Here is a 14,222-nt window from a genome sequence, read left to right on the forward strand (position 1 = left end):
ACCGCTGGCTACGTCGCTATCTGGGGATCTATAACGGCAACAGGTGCCACATGGCTCTCGGTGGCCTCACGCCTCAGCAGTCCCTCCAGCGACTGCTGATCGCTGAATGACCTGGTGAGAAAACACACCTAGACGCTGCTGAAAGAGAAGTCAACCAGGATCTGGCCGTTGTAGACACTAGCCAGGGTGGCACGCAACGAGCCTGGGATCATGGTGGGGCTGACCCGGTTCTGAGGACAAGTTGACAAGGGTCACATCCTGACCACCAGACTGTCCATCGATGACCAACCCCCAGCGGCAGCGGCAGGAGGCGCCGGCAAAGCGGGCGGCCGAGAACGCGCTCGGCTCACCGCTGACATCGAGGCAGTGTTCCGGGAGCACCGCGGTTTCCACGGATCCCCGCGGATCCACCAGGAGCTGCGCGCTGCAGGGCATCCGATAGGACGCCACCACCATCGGGACCACAGCCAGCTGGCGGTACCTGGCGGTGTGGATCGACCTGTTCAGCCGCCGGGTTGTCGGCTGGAAGCTGGATCAGCGGATCGATGCAGCCCTTGGTCATCGAGACCCTTCACCGGGCTCTGGGCCATCGTCAGGTGCAACCGGAGCAGCTGCTCCTGCATACGGATCAGGGCAAGCCCAGAACCGGGCTAATGCGTACCGCGACCTGCTGAGGAAACGCGAAATTGTCTGCGGCATGTCCGAAAAGGGCTGCTGCTGGGACAATGCCGTGGCGGAGAGTTTTTTCTCCACCATGTAGCCGAAGGCTTCTGCGAAGCAGTGATTGGAGCGCGATCTGGCCTTCTGGATCGAGGGGTATTACGACCGCGAGCGCCGTCACCCAACAATCGGTTACCTCAGCCCACATTGAAGTACTGGATGGAACTCTTCAGGGTAATCTGCACGTGCAGTCGATACGCTTGTAGCTTCTCAAGGCTGCCTCGGCTATGGCAATAGCAGCAATTAGAGGTGCCCTTAAGAGTCTTGTCGGATGGTCGGCTCCTCTGTTAATCTTTAATGCCTTTCTCGTGGAATCCTAGGCTTTCAAGTATTCATGACAGCCAATCCTTGAGACCTCTCTTCACCCGCTTGGCATTGGCTTTGGTGGGAAGGAAGGCCTTGATTCCCTGGGGCTTGGTCCTGTCCTCACGCTCACCACCGGTGTTGTAGTAGTTGTAAGCCGTGCTGGGATCCAGCGCAGAGGCTCCATCGGTGTAGCTGCCATAGCCATACTTCGAATAGCCATAGATGTTGGTGCGATCGCCAGAGGCGATGCGCGAATTGGTCACTACCCCCAGCAGTGGGGCACCCGCCGCTCGGATGCGCTCCACAGCCTGAGCGGGCAACTGGCGGTCCACCTTGTTCAGGCCCACCACCAGCAGGATTCCATCCAGGTTTTCCGCCAGGAGTGAGGCATCGGCCAGGCCCAGGGCCGGCGGGGTGTCGTACAGGATCAGGTCGTAGGCGCCCGACGCGGCGATGTCCTGCACCAGGTGGCCCATGCGCTCGGAGCTCATCAGCCGCGGCGGGTCCGGCACCCGGCGGCCGGCGGTGAGCACCTGCCAGCTGGCGTGGTCAGGCACCGTCTGCAGCAGTGAGCGCCAGTTGGCACCGTCCTCGGTGAGCAGGTTGGAGAGGCCACTCAGGTTGTTCAGGCCCAGCCGGTGGTGCACCTGCGGCTGGCGCAGGTCCGCATCCACCAGCAGCACCCGCTTGCCCAGTTCGCTCAGGGTTTTGGCCAGCAGCACGATCAGCAGGCTCTTGCCTTCCGACGGCACCGAGCTGCTCACCGCCACCGATTTCACCGGTCGGTCGCTGTTCAGGAAGCGCAGGCTGGTGTAGAGATTGCGGAACGCCTCCTGGTAAGTGAAGCGCTGGTAGCCGGCCATGCCGGTCTGCTGGGCGTCGAGATCATTGAGCAGGAAGCGCTTGTCGCGCCGCACCCCCTCGAAGAAGGAGATGTAGGGGATGTGGCCCAGCAGGGGCACCTTCAGATCCTCACGCACTTCACCCGGCGTGTGGAACACATGATCAAGGCGATCCCGCACCAGGGCCACACCGCCTCCGGCCACCACCCCCAGCAGCAGGCCCTGCAGAAGCCCCCTGCCCAGACGTGGTTCCACCGGGGTGGGATTCACCGCCGCCGGGCTGATCACCTTCCAGGGCACATTGTTCTGGGCGATCTCCAGCTGGAACTGGTCGCGGGTGCTCTGGTAGCTGGCCAGGTTGCCCTGGGCGATCTCCAGTTTCTGCTGCAGGTCTTCGTACTGGCGCAGCAGGGCCGGCTGGCTGCGGAAGCGGTCGTCGGTGCCGCCGATCTGGGAGCGCAGCGCCGCGATCGAGCCATCGAGCTGCTGCAGGGTGGCATCCACCGCCTCCAGTTCCTTGCGCTGCAGCGCCGGCTTCAGCTGGTCGCGGGCGCTGATCAGGTTGCGCAGGTAGGGGGAATCGGCGGTGTAGATCGAGCGGGCCTCGGCGATCTCCCCCTCCAGCCGGTTGAGCTCGGTGAGCAGCGGCTGGTTGGGCACATCCAGGGTCACGCTCGTGCCGGAGCCAGCGGATTCGGTGCTGCCCCTATCGCCAGCGGAGCTGGTGAACGTGCGGGCGGTGAGCCGGCCGGCCGCCACATCGGCCCGCACCTGCTGCAGCCGGCGGCGTTCCGCCAGCTGGTTCTCGAGAGAGCCGCGCAGCTCTTCGGCCTGGCTGCGCACGGCGGCGGCTTCGGTTTCAGGGGCCAGCACGTTGTTGCTGGTGCGGAAGCGCTCCAGTTCACCCTGGAGTTCGGAGCTGCGGGCCTGCAGTTCCGGCGCCTGTTCGTCGAGGAATTTCACCCCTTCGGTGAGCTTCTCGCGCCGCTGCTGCAGGGCCCAGCTCAGGTAGGCCTTCTCGGTGAGCTTCAGGGTTTCGTTCACCAGCTCCGGGCTGCCGCCTCGGGCCTGCACGGCCAGCACCCCAGAGGCCAGGATCGGGTTTTTCTGGGTGGGATCGGCCGACACCAGGCTCACCGTCACCTGGGGAAGCTTCTGATCGGAATACCGCCGCTGCAGGTCGGTGAACACCGGCTCCAGCACCGTGGGGCTCTCCAGCACCCGGATCAGGGTGGGCACATCGTTGCGGCTCACATTGCGGGCCACCGAGGCGATCGCTCCGGAACCGGCATCGCCGCCGGTAGCCCCACCGCTTTCACTGATCGGATCGGAGATCAGCAGGCTGAAGCCCCCCAGGAACACCGGGCTGTTGATGCGTCGGTACACCGTCCACAGTCCGGCCACCAGGGTCACCGCCACCGCGGTGGCCAGGAAGATGCGCCGCCGCCGCTGCAGGATCCGCACCAGCCCCTTGAGGCCCACGCCGCTCTCCTCCAAAGGCGCGGCCGCCGGCATCAGGGCATAGGCCGTGGGCGCTGGGGTGTCCGGGGTGCTGGAGGCCATATCTGCCGAACTTTGAGCTGAGTGTATGGGAATTCCCCGGGCACGCCATCCAGGCTGTGGCGCTTTGCAGGCCTCCCACGGCCATTGGCTGAACACGCGTCGTAACCTCGCGCACAAAGCCCGTGCTTCATGACGATTGAGCTGCAGGACGACTTCAGCCGTCGCAAAGTTCGCAGCCTCGGCCGCCTCTGCGCCTACACCCTGCTGCTGGTGTTTCTGGCCAGCGTGCTCACGGCGCTAGTGCCACCACCCTTCGCCAGCCCCCAGCGCATGCTGGCGGTGATCACCGAAGTGCTGGAGCGCTCCACCCTGCCGGCGGTGGCCGTACTGTTCCTGTTCTTCGGCTTCAGCGGCGATGCCCTGCCGGCCCTGTGGGAATGCTGGCTGGCCCGCTGGCTGCAGCCGCTGCTGCGCCTGGCCGCCCTCTCGTACCTGCTCACGGCCGTGGTGGTGGTTGGTGTGGGGCAACGGCTCACTACCGACGGCGTGGCTTCCCTGGATGGCCAGCTGCGCACCTCCATGGAGAACCTGGGCAAGTTCCGCGAGCAGGTGGACGGGGAGACCAGCGTGGAGCGGCTGCGGGCGCTCGTGGCCCGTCAGCCCCAGATCCTGCAGGCCCTGCAGCAGGAGGGCACTCCCCTCAATCAGAACAGTCCCCTGCCGGAACTGCGCCAGCAGGTGGATCGGCTGCTCACCAGGGCGGAGGCCAACCTGAGCCGGCAGAGTCAGGTGGCTCGTTCCAATGCCGCCGGTCAGCTGGCCCGCCAGATGGTGCGGCTGGCGATCACGGCCCTGATCTATGCCCTCTACTACCTCGCTGCTGCGCTGATCTGGCCGCGCTCGTTGCAGACCACCGTGGAGCGGGTGCTGGAGGCTCGCCGTCTCAGGCAGGCCCTTGAAGACGACGAGCTCGACGCCGAATCCGGACCGAACGAGACGCCTGCATGATCAAGGCCACGGCTGAAGGCTGGGCGCGGCTCACCCTGCTCTCCTGCCTTGCTGCTGCTCAGCTCACCCTGCTGGTTCGGGCCGACTACGCAGCCTTCGCGATCATGGCCAGCCTGTCGTGGCTGGCCGGGGCCCTGCTGCTGATGGAGCGCGAAGAACAGACCTCAGCCCCGGCCCTTGATCAGCTGCCGCGCTCCAGAGTGCTGCCCGGCTTGCTGCTGCTGCTCTGGAGCCTGCTGGTGCTCAGTCGCGTGGCCCGTCTCTACGACCCTCTGCTGCACCTGCTGCCCCTGGCCTCCCTGCTCGGGCTGGCCCTGCTGGGCGGCCTGGCCTGGCGCTCCTCCGGCCTGGCCGCCCTGGCCCTGATCGGTGCCCTGCTGCCGGCCCAGGTGCTGATCAACCGCTTCCTGCCCACCGCCCCCCTGGCCTCGCTCACCGCCTGGGCCTCCTCCCTGCTGCTCTGGCTGCTGGGTCGCCCGGCCTTCGCCGAAGGGCGAAACATCGTGTTGCCAGGGCAGGTTCTGGTGGTGGATGCCAGTTGCACCGGCGTGAACACCATGGCCCTCTGCCTGGCGGCGGCGGTGGTGCTGGTGATCCTGCTGCCGCCGCCCGCTTGCCCGCCGTTTTCGCGTCGATCCCCCTCGATCGCCGCCGGCCTCGTTCTCGGCCCGCTCGCCGTGCTGCTCGCTTTTGCCGTCAATCTCGTGCGGATCGTGCTGCTGGCCCACACCGATTTCACCCCAGACCTGGAGGGGCTGGCCCAGTGGCGCAGCTTCGGCTTCTGGCACGACGGCCTGGGCTCGAATCTCTTCTCCCTGGGGGCCATGACCCTGGTCTGCCTGGTCTGGGTGCTGGTGCTGGAGCTGAATCTGCGCTCCGCCCGCCTGCTGCGGGGCACTCGGCCATGAGCGGCGCGCGCTGGGCCCTGTTCGCCCTGGCGGCCTGGAGCGTGGTGCTCTCGCTCGAAACCTGGTTCCGCCGGCCCGGTGCTGGATCCTGGCCCGCCTTCCCCGATCAGCTCGAGCGCAACGGCCGCCTCTACCGGCGCACTCCGGCCGCGGGCGATCCCGGTGAGCTCCCGCCGGCGCTCACCCTGCTGGCGGCGGCCGATTACCAGCCCACCGCTGGCGGCGGCGGCCCGCCGATCCGTCTGCGGCTGCTCACCCTGGCCAGCAGCGGCACCGGCGTGGCCATGCCGGTGCAGGCGATCGGGCCGGAGCTGGTGGGGCCCACAGCCCGAGGCCAGTGCGTGGTGCTCGATGCCGGCGGAAACCGAGTGGCCCAGCTGCCCACCAACGCCGCCTGGCTGGCCTGGATGGCGCAGCAGCCCCCATCGCGGCCCGCCCTGCTCGCCTGGCTGGCTGGCCTGCGCCCCTACCGCGCCAACCTCTGCCTCTGGGAAGGTCGTCCTTGATCAGCTCCCAGCGGCTTCAGAGGCTGCCGCGCCGCCTGGCCGTGATGGCGGTGGATGCCCTGCTGATCGCCCTCAGCTTCTGGCTGAGCTTCGCGCTGCGGATCGGCCAGTGGAACTCCCCCTGGTTCCAGAGCAACCTCCACCTCCTGCCCTGGGCGGTGGGAATCGCCTGGCTCGTGCTGCTGCTCAGCGGCTGGTACCGGGGGCTCACCCGCTACTCCGGCAGCCACACCCTCTACGGCCTGCTGCCCCGCAGCGGCCTGATCGTGCTGCTGCTGCTGCTGGTCTCCACCCTCAGCGGCCGGGCCGATCCACCCTTCCGCAGCTTCTGGATCCTGTTCTGGCTGCTTTACTCCGGCGCCGCCATCGCCGTGCGCATCGGCCTGCGCGATCTGCTGCGGCTCTGGCTGGCCCGGCCGTCGTTGAGGCCGATGTTGCCAGCGCGTGCAGCCAGGGACCAGGAGAGGGGCGCCCCGGTGCAGGCGGTGGTGTACGGGGCCGGCCAGGCGGCCGCCCAGCTGCTGGCCGACCTGCGCTACACGAGCGCCTACCGGCTGCTGGCCGTTGTCGATGACGACCCCTCGCTCTGGGGCCGCCGCCTGCAGGGAATCCCGATCCATTCCCCCCACGAGCTGCCGCGCCTGATCGAGCGCCATGGCCTCCAGCAGGTGCTGCTGGCCATCCCCTCGGCCCCACGCCGGCGCCGCCTGGAGCTGGCCGGGCAGTTCAGTGCCCTGGGGCTGGCGGTGCTCACCATCCCCTCCTTGGCCCGCATCGCCGCCGGCGATCAGCAGGTGAGCGAGCTGCGGGCCGTGGCGATCGAGGACCTGCTCGGCCGCGAGACGAGCGATCCCGACCCCGCCCTGCTGCGGGCCGCCGTGGGCGGCAAGGTGGTGCTGGTCACCGGGGCCGGCGGCTCGATCGGCTCCGAGCTCTGCCGCCAGATCCTGCGGCTCGGGCCCCGCCGCCTGGTGCTGCTCGATCGCAGTGAGGTGGCCCTCTATGAGCTCGAGCAGAGTCTCGAAGGCTTCAGGTCACAGGCCGATGGGCCCTGGCCCCATCCCCTGGCGGTCCTGGGCGACGCCTGCAACCAGGCTCGCCTGGAGAGCCTCTGCCGTGAGCAGGCCGTGCAGGTGATGTTCCATGCCGCGGCCTACAAGCACGTGCCCCTGCTTGAGCAGAACGCCTGCGCGGGGGTGGCCAACAACGTGCTCAGCACCCGCGTGGCCCTGGAGGTGGCCTTCAGCTGCGGCATGGAGCGCTTCACGCTGATCTCCACCGACAAGGCCGTGCGCCCCACCAACGTGATGGGCGCCAGCAAACGGATCTGTGAGCTGCTGGTGCAGGCCGCCGCCCAGCGCAACGGGCCGATCTGCTCGATGGTGCGCTTCGGCAATGTGCTCGGCTCCTCCGGCTCGGTGGTGCCCCTCTTCCGCCGCCAGATCGCCGCCGGGGGGCCGGTCACGGTGACCCACCCGGAGATCACCCGCTACTTCATGACCATTCCAGAAGCCGTGGAGCTGGTGCTGCAGGCCAGCGGCATGGCCAGTGGCGGAGAGGTGTTCGTGCTCGACATGGGCGAGCCCGTGCGCATCCTCGATCTGGCCCGCCAGATGATCCGCCTCTCGGGCTGCTCCATCTGCGACGACGACCACCCCGAGGGGGAGATCGCCATCCGCTTCAGCGGCCTGCGCCCCGGCGAGAAGCTCTACGAGGAGCTGCTGATCCAGCCAACCGACCAGCCCACGGACCATCCCCTGATCCGCAAGGCCCACGAGCAGTTCCTGCCCTTCGAGCAGCTCGAGCCGCTGCTCGCCCAGCTGCAGCAGGCCCTCGATCACTGGGACGACCGGATGCTGTTCCAGGCCCTCCAGGCGCTGGTGCCGGAATACCAGCCACCCCAGGCCTCCCCTGCGTTGGCTGATCTCAGCGGGCGTCGTACCAGGAGCGACCGTCCTGGCGGCGATGGCGGTGGCGCCGGGCTTCCCGCCGCGTGAACTCACCCACGCTCGGGTTGGCCACCACCGGATCCACATGGGCCACCTGCGCCCAGAGGTCGCGCTCCGCCCAGCGCACCGTGTGGCTGATCCGATCGTGCTTCGACACATGGCACCAGCGGCTGCCCCCGCAGGCCGGGCAGAACAGCTCCTCCAGCCATTCGTTGCTGAGCACCAGCACCGGGTAGGCCTGGATCACCAGCCGCGCTTTCTTGTCGCTCATGCCCCGCTGCTTGAGCTGCTCGGGGGTGAGCAGGTGCAGAAAGTACTTGCGGCCGTTGCCCAGCAGGCGCTGCTCGGGGTGGGCCGGGCAGAACAGCTCCCGCCTGCGCGGCCGGCGGTTGCGCCGTGGTGATTCAGGCTCCGGAAGCGCTGATGGCATCGAGGACGGCATCGGGGACCGGTGGACTCACCTGAATCCGATTATCAACCAGGTCCGCCGTGCCCGGTACCTACCGGCTGCCGCTCCGCTCACTTCGCCTCCATCCAGTTCGGCCCCACCCCCGTGTCCACCAGCAGCGGCACCCGCAGGCGCACGGCGTTCTCCATCACCTGCTTCACCGCCGCCAGCACCGCCTCGAGCGCCTCGGGAGCCGCTTCCAGCACCAGTTCGTCGTGCACCTGCAGCAGCAGGCGCGCCGGCAGGCCCGAGGCCCGCAGCTGCTGGTCGAGCTGCACCATCGCCAGCTTGATGATGTCGGCGCTGGAGCCCTGGATCGGCGCATTGGCCGCCGCCCGCAGCTGCTGGGCCTCCATCCCGGCCCGGCGGGCCACCTCCAGCTCGATCTCCTCCGGCGGCTTGCCCCGCAGCCGCCCCAGCCCGCCTGGGTCGAAGGCGAAGGGCCGCCGGCGCCCCAGGATCGTTTCCACATAGCCGCGGCTGAGGGCCAGCCGTTCCTGCAGCTCCAGAAAGGCGAACACCTTCGGGTAGCGCTGCTTGTACTTGCTCAGGAACTCCTTGGCCTCGGCCTGGCTGACGCCGGTTTCGCGGGCGAAGCGCTGGGCGCCCATGCCGTAGATCACGCCGAAGTTGATCGTCTTGCCCAGGCGCCGCTCGTCCGCTGTCACCTCCTCTTTCTCCAGCAGCAGCCGGGCCGTGAGGGCGTGCACGTCGTCGCCCTTGGCGTAGGCCTCCACCAGCAGCTCCTCGCCGCAGAGGTGGGTGAGGATGCGCAGCTCGATCTGGGAGTAGTCGGCACTGATCAGCTGCCAGCCCTCCTGGGGCAGGAACGCCTTGCGGATGCGCCGGGAAAACTCGGTGCGGATGGGGATGTTCTGCAGGTTCGGGTTGCTGCTCGACAGGCGCCCGGTGGCGGTCACGGCCTGGTTGAAATCGGTGTGTACCCGGCCCGTTTCCGGCTCCACCAGCGCCGGTAGCGCATCCACGTAGGTGCTCTTGAGCTTGCTCAAGGTGCGGTGCTCCAGCACCAGCGGCACCACCGGATGGTCGCCGCTGAGCTTCTCGAGCACGGCGGCATCGGTGCTCCAGCCGGTCTTGGTCTTGCGCGATTTCCTGCGCTCGAGCCCGAGCGTCTCGAACAGCAGCTCCCCCAGCTGCTTGGGTGACGCCAGGTTGAACTCCACCCCGGCGGCCTGGCGGGCGCCGGCCTCGAGGCCGGCGAGGGTGCCGGCCAGTTCCTCGCTCAGGGTCGCCAGGTAGGGCTTGTCGATGCGGATGCCGGTGGCCTCCATCCGCGCCAGCACCGGCTCCAGGGGCAGTTCCACCTGATCGAGCAGCTTCGGCAGGGCCTCCCCCAGCTCCTGCAGCTGGCCGCGCAGCAGCGGCGTCAGCCGCCAGGTGAGATGCACATCCATGGCGCAGTAGCGGGCGGCGGCCTCGATCGGCACCGCCGCGAAGGTCTCCCCCTTGGCCACCAGCGCGCTGAAGCTGGTGGGCGTGAAACCGAAATTGCGCTCCGCCAGCACCTCCAGCCCGTGCTTGGCATTGGCATCGCGCAGGTAATCCGCCAGCAGGGTGTCCATCACCACCCCCTCCAGGCTGAGGCCGTGGCGCAGCAGGATCAGCCGGTCGTACTTGGCGTTCTGCAGCGTTTTCGGGTGCCGGGTGCTCTCCAGCCAGGGGGCCAGGGCCGCCAGCACCTGATCCAGCGGCAGCTGCTGGGCCGCTGGCTGGTGCGCGATCGGGATGTAGGCCAGCTCGCTGACCCCTTCGCCCCAGCAGAGCCCCACCCCCACCAGTTCCGCCTGGAAGGGGTTCAGGCTTGTGGTCTCGGTGTCGAGGGCGATCGGCCGGGCGGGATCGCTGGCGGCCATCAGCCGCTCCAGCAGGGCTTCCAGCTGCGCCGGGGTCTGGATGATCTCCGGCTCCAGGCTTGGCGGGGCGCCGTCTGGAGCGGCCGCTGAGGCAGATGGCTCCTGGGCCCGGTGATCGGCGGAGAAGGCCCGCTCGAAGGCCCCCAGCTGCCGGGCCAGGCTGTGCAGCTCCAGCTCCTCCAGCCGCTGGGCCAGGGCCGCGGCGTCCACGTCGCCGAGCGTCAGCCGCGGTTCGGCCGGCAGGGGGATGTCCACCAGGATCTCGGCGAGCATGCGCGAGCGGTAGGCGTTCTCCCGGTCGGTTTCGAGCTTGGTTTTGAGGGCGCCCTTCTGCTGATCCAGCGCCGCGTAGATGCCATCGAGGTTGAGGTGGGCCTTCAGCAGGGTGATGGCGGTCTTGGGTCCCACGCCCTTCACCCCGGGGATGTTGTCGCTGGCATCGCCGGTGAGGGCCTTGAGGTCCACCACCTCCTCCGGCGGCACCCCGAGCTTGGCGATCACGCCCTCGCGGCGGATCGTCAGCGGGCCTGAGCTTTTCGCATAGGGTCCGCCGCCCATGTACAGCACGGCGATGTCGCGGGCGTCATCCACCAGCTGGAACAGGTCGCGATCACCCGAGAGGATCCGCACCCGCCAGCCCGCGTCGGCGGCCCGGTTGGCCAGGGTGCCGAGCACGTCGTCGGCCTCGTAGCCGGGGGCCATGCACAGGGGCAGATCCATCGCCCCGGAGAGGATCTCCTGCAGGTTGGCCAGATCAGCGAAGAACTGCTCCGGCGCCTCATCCCGGTGGGCCTTGTAGCTGGCGTCGGCCTCGTGGCGGAAGGTGGGCTCGGCCGTGTCGAAGGCGATCACCACCCCCTGGGGGGTCAGCCCCTTCACGTTCTCCAGCAGGGCCTTGAGAAAGCCATAGGTGACGCTGGTGGGCACCCCCTCCCTGGTGCTCAGGCCCCCCTCGCCCCCCTTGGCGAAGGCGTAGAAGCTGCGGAAGGCCAGGGAATGGCCATCCACGAGCAGCAGCATCGGTGCCTCGGCCATCCCCGTCCCCTTCCCCATGCCGGCTGGGGCATTCTGGGGGGCAACGGTCGTGCCGCCATGACGCGCCAACCCCGCCGCTACGCCATCCACCTGCTCCTGGCCGGAGGGCACCGGGAACTGGTGCACTTCCCCACGCTCGAAGCCTTTCAGCAGTGGTACGGCACCGTGCTCAACGCCGGTCCGCCCGAGGCCTTCATCAATGTGCCGATCAACGACCTGGAGGGGGAATACCTGGTGCTGCGTCCGAGCAGCGTGATCGGCATCCGGGTCGAGCCGAGGTACACCGCCCTCGACGACTGAGTCCATGGTGGTTGAATCGTGCCATGACTGATGCCCCCGAGAGGCTCCAGCTGCTCTGGGGGATCACCGTGTTCTCCGGTGCCCTCGCCCAGCTCGCCTCCCTGCTCACTGGCCTGCCGTCGGTGGTGCTGCTGCTGGCCTCCGGTCTGTTGATCGGCCGCGCGGGGCTGGGGCTGGTGGACCCCTTCGCCCTGGGCAGTGGCCTGGAAACCATCGTGGGGCTCCTGGTCAGCCTGGTGCTGTTCGACGGGGGGCTCAAGCTCAGCCTCCCCGGCACCACCACCCGCCAGGCGGTGCTGCGGATCGTGCTGGTGCGTCTGCTGGTGGCCCTTCCCGCCGGCCTGCTGGCGGCCCACTGGCTCGCCGGTCTGAGCTGGCAGCTGGCGGCGGTGTACAGCGCGATCGTGCTGGGCACGGGCCCCACCGTGGTCACCCCCCTGATTCAGCAGATGCGCCTGGCGCCTCCCCTGGGCGATGTGCTGGAGGGCGAGGGCCTGGTGCTGGAGCCGGTCGGGGCCGTGCTGGCGCTGCTGCTGCTGGAGCTGGTGCTCACCGACCACTACGACTGGCAGGACCTGGCCCTGGAATTGCTGCAGCGGCTCGGCTTCGGCGTGGCCGTCGGTGCCCTGAGCGGCCTGTTGCTGGCGGTGCTGCTGCGGCGGCTGCCGGTCGACCCCGAGAGCGGTCTGCGTCTGCAGCTCACCCTGGGGGTGATGTTCCTGATGTTCACCGGCTGTGAGGTGCTGATGCCCGAATCGGGCCTGCCCGCCGCCGTGATGGCCGGGGTGCTGGTGGGCCGCTTCGCCGACACCGACGCCGCCATGCTCGACGACCTGATCCGCCAACTGGCCAAGCTGGCGATCAGCATCCTCTTCCCGCTGCTGGCCTCCGACGTGGCCTGGGCGGATCTCAGCCCCCTCGGCTGGGGTGGTGTGGCCTGCGTGCTCACCCTGATGCTGCTGGTGCGGCCCGTGGCCATGCAGATCGCCACCTACGGCCTTCCCCTCAGCGCCGGCCAGAAGCTGCTGCTGAGCTGGCTGGCCCCCCGCGGAATCGTCACCGCCGCTGTGGCCAGCCTGTTCGCCCTGCGGCTCTATGAAGCGGGGGTGGAAGGGGCCGGAGCGCTGCAGGGGCTGGTGTTCCTCACGATCCTGATGACCGTGGGCCTGCAGGGATTCACCGCGACTCCCCTGGCGGGCCTGCTGGGCCTGCGCCTCACCGTGGAGGAGATGGAGACGGAGGAGCGCCAGCGGGAGGAAGCCAGGGATCAACAGCTGGCTGCTGCCGGGGTCATCCCGGCAGCGGCTGCGGCCAGTCAGGCCTTGCCCCTGGAGAACCCTCAGCCCTGAGCGAGGGCCTGGCGCAGCCGCGCCCGGTCTTCGCCGCTGGTGTGCAGCAGGCGCCAGGTGGTGACCAGATCCGGACCCTGCAGGCTGCCCAGCAGGCCCGCCCGCAGGCTCTTCATCAGCACCCCCTTCTTAACCCCGGCGGCGCTGGCCGCCTCGGCCAGCAGGCTTTTGGCCTGCTCAACGCTCAGATCCGGGCAGTCGGCGGAGTCGCTGGCGTCGCGTCCCTCAAGCCGCTCGAGCACAGCCGTGAGGGCCGCGATCGCTCCATCGGCCCGCAGCTGCTGGCGGGCGCCGGCGTCGGGCTCGGGCCGCTCGAAGAACGGCCTGGCCTGCTCGACCCCATCGCGCAGGGTGGTGAGGGAGGGGCCGAGCAGCTCGGAGAGCTCCTGCTCCCAGGCCTCAGGGCTGGCGCCTGACGCACTCCAGCCTTCGGCCTGCCAGAGCGGAACCAGGGCCTCGCGCAGCTCGCTGGGGGCCAGCTCGTGCAGCACCTGGGCGTTCAGCCAGTTGAGCTTGTCCCAGTCGAAGCGGGCCCCGGCCCGGTTGACCCGATCGAAGTCGAACGCCGCGGCGGCCTGCTCGAGCGTGAACCGCTCCCCCAGGCCCTCCGGCGGCGACCAGCCCAGCAGGGTCATGTAGTTGGCGAGGGCCTCGGCGGTGTAGCCCATGGCGCGGAACTCACCCACCGAGGTGACGCCATCGCGCTTGGAGAGCTTGCGGCCCTCCTGGTTGAGGATCAGGGGCGTGTGGGCGAAGACGGGCAGCGGCAGGCCGAGGGCCTCGTAGAGCAGCAGCTGCTTGGCCGTGTTGGCGATGTGGTCCTCGCCGCGGATCACGTGGCTGATGGCCATGGCGGCATCGTCGACCACCACCACCAGGTTGTAGAGCGGGTCGCCGATGCGATCGGCTGGCGCCCGCCGGGCGATCACCATGTCGCCCCCCAGGTCGCTGCCGCTCCAGCGCATCTCCCCGCGCACCAGATCGCTCCAGCCGATCGTGGCGCCATCGTCGATGCGGAAGCGCACCACCGCGTCGCGGCCTTCGGCGATGAATGCCTGCTGCTGCTCGGGCGTCAGATGCCGGTGCCGGTTGTCGTAGCGGGGTGCCGAGCCGCTGGCCTTCTGCCGCTCACGCATCTGCTCCAGCTCGGCTTCGGAGGCGAAGCAGCGGTAGGCGTGCCCCGAGGCGAGCAGCTGGGCGATGGCGGCGCGGTGGGCCTCGATCCGCTCGCTCTGGATCACCGGCTCGTCGTCCCAGCTGAGGCCGAGCCAGGCCAGACCATCGAGGATGTTGGCGGTGTAGTCCGCCCTGGAGCGCTCCCGGTCGGTGTCTTCGATGCGCAGCAGGAACGCTCCACCGTGGTGGCGGGCGAACAGCCAGTTGAAGACCGCCGTGCGGGCGGTGCCGATGTGCAGGGTTCCCGTGGGGCTGGGAGCCAGACGAACCCGAACCGTCACCGGCAGATGCTCATGAG

Annotated in this window: 11 protein-coding genes; 7 read left to right on the top strand and 4 right to left on the bottom strand. The window is 68.8% G+C overall.

Annotation, left to right across the window (positions count from 1 at the left end):
- Nucleotides 1–366: 366 nt before the first annotated feature.
- Nucleotides 367–654, top strand: a complete 288-nt coding sequence (locus tag FPZ61_RS15880) for a hypothetical protein (RefSeq protein WP_370593414.1) — start codon at nt 367–369, stop codon at nt 652–654.
- A 398-nt stretch (nt 655–1,052) separates the two neighbouring features.
- Here FPZ61_RS15880 and FPZ61_RS08650 read toward each other — a convergent pair whose 3' ends face one another.
- Nucleotides 1,053–3,431, bottom strand: coding sequence for a polysaccharide biosynthesis tyrosine autokinase (locus FPZ61_RS08650; RefSeq protein ID WP_185466117.1), 2,379 nt, complete (start codon nt 3,429–3,431; stop codon nt 1,053–1,055).
- Nucleotides 3,432–3,560: 129 nt separating this feature from the next.
- On the opposite strand from FPZ61_RS08650, the gene FPZ61_RS08655 reads away from it, so the two are divergent.
- From FPZ61_RS08655 to FPZ61_RS08670, 4 genes are read left to right on the top strand one after another with little or no spacing between them, the layout of a single operon-like run.
- Nucleotides 3,561–4,379: an HpsJ family protein gene (locus FPZ61_RS08655; RefSeq protein ID WP_185466118.1), complete on the top strand. Its 819-nt coding sequence runs from the start codon at nt 3,561–3,563 to the stop codon at nt 4,377–4,379.
- Nucleotides 4,376–5,287 carry an archaeosortase/exosortase family protein gene (locus FPZ61_RS08660; protein ID WP_185466120.1) on the top strand — a complete coding sequence of 304 codons (912 nt, stop codon included), beginning with the start codon at nt 4,376–4,378 and terminating at the stop codon, nt 5,285–5,287. The genes FPZ61_RS08655 and FPZ61_RS08660 overlap by 4 nt, the downstream gene beginning before the upstream one ends.
- Nucleotides 5,284–5,793 (top strand): hypothetical protein, encoded by a 510-nt coding sequence (locus FPZ61_RS08665; protein ID WP_185466122.1) that lies wholly within the window; start codon nt 5,284–5,286, stop codon nt 5,791–5,793. The genes FPZ61_RS08660 and FPZ61_RS08665 overlap by 4 nt, the downstream gene beginning before the upstream one ends.
- Entirely contained in the window at nt 5,790–7,790 is a 2,001-nt protein-coding gene (locus FPZ61_RS08670; protein WP_255441494.1) for a nucleoside-diphosphate sugar epimerase/dehydratase, read from the top strand. Before FPZ61_RS08665 ends, FPZ61_RS08670 begins: the two co-directional genes overlap by 4 nt.
- On the opposite strand, the gene FPZ61_RS08675 is transcribed toward FPZ61_RS08670, so the two are convergent.
- Complete coding sequence (locus tag FPZ61_RS08675) at nt 7,720–8,172, bottom strand: hypothetical protein (RefSeq protein WP_185466124.1); 453 nt, start codon at nt 8,170–8,172, stop codon at nt 7,720–7,722. The two genes, FPZ61_RS08670 and FPZ61_RS08675, sit on opposite strands and share 71 nt — an antisense overlap.
- Nucleotides 8,173–8,261: 89 nt before the next feature.
- Nucleotides 8,262–11,099 (bottom strand): DNA polymerase I, encoded by a 2,838-nt coding sequence (polA, locus tag FPZ61_RS08680; protein ID WP_185466296.1) that lies wholly within the window; start codon nt 11,097–11,099, stop codon nt 8,262–8,264.
- A gap of 57 nt (nt 11,100–11,156) precedes the next feature.
- On the opposite strand from polA, the gene FPZ61_RS08685 reads away from it, so the two are divergent.
- Both FPZ61_RS08685 and FPZ61_RS08690 read left to right on the top strand, forming a co-directional pair.
- Nucleotides 11,157–11,399, top strand: coding sequence for a hypothetical protein (locus FPZ61_RS08685; RefSeq protein WP_185466126.1), 243 nt, complete (start codon nt 11,157–11,159; stop codon nt 11,397–11,399).
- A 23-nt stretch (nt 11,400–11,422) separates the two neighbouring features.
- Nucleotides 11,423–12,748, top strand: a complete 1,326-nt coding sequence (locus FPZ61_RS08690) for a sodium:proton antiporter (protein WP_185466128.1) — start codon at nt 11,423–11,425, stop codon at nt 12,746–12,748.
- On the opposite strand, the gene gltX is transcribed toward FPZ61_RS08690, so the two are convergent.
- Nucleotides 12,739–14,205, bottom strand: coding sequence for a glutamate--tRNA ligase (gene gltX / locus FPZ61_RS08695; protein ID WP_185466130.1), 1,467 nt, complete (start codon nt 14,203–14,205; stop codon nt 12,739–12,741). The two genes, FPZ61_RS08690 and gltX, sit on opposite strands and share 10 nt — an antisense overlap.
- Nucleotides 14,206–14,222 lie beyond the last annotated feature (17 nt).

This window comes from Synechococcus sp. BSA11S (assembly GCF_014224355.1).
Classification (GTDB): Bacteria; Cyanobacteriota; Cyanobacteriia; order PCC-6307; family Cyanobiaceae; genus Regnicoccus_A.

Coding starts and splice junctions, on each gene's coding strand:
- FPZ61_RS08665 (WP_185466122.1), top strand. CDS start 5,284: ATGAGCGGCGCGCGCTGGGCCCTGTTCGCCCTGGCGGCCTGGAGCGTG.
- FPZ61_RS08650 (WP_185466117.1), bottom strand. CDS start 3,431: ATGGCCTCCAGCACCCCGGACACCCCAGCGCCCACGGCCTATGCCCTG.
- polA (WP_185466296.1), bottom strand. CDS start 11,099: ATGGCCGAGGCACCGATGCTGCTGCTCGTGGATGGCCATTCCCTGGCC.
- FPZ61_RS08690 (WP_185466128.1), top strand. CDS start 11,423: ATGACTGATGCCCCCGAGAGGCTCCAGCTGCTCTGGGGGATCACCGTG.
- FPZ61_RS08660 (WP_185466120.1), top strand. CDS start 4,376: ATGATCAAGGCCACGGCTGAAGGCTGGGCGCGGCTCACCCTGCTCTCC.
- FPZ61_RS08655 (WP_185466118.1), top strand. CDS start 3,561: ATGACGATTGAGCTGCAGGACGACTTCAGCCGTCGCAAAGTTCGCAGC.
- FPZ61_RS08685 (WP_185466126.1), top strand. CDS start 11,157: ATGACGCGCCAACCCCGCCGCTACGCCATCCACCTGCTCCTGGCCGGA.
- FPZ61_RS08675 (WP_185466124.1), bottom strand. CDS start 8,172: ATGCCATCAGCGCTTCCGGAGCCTGAATCACCACGGCGCAACCGCCGG.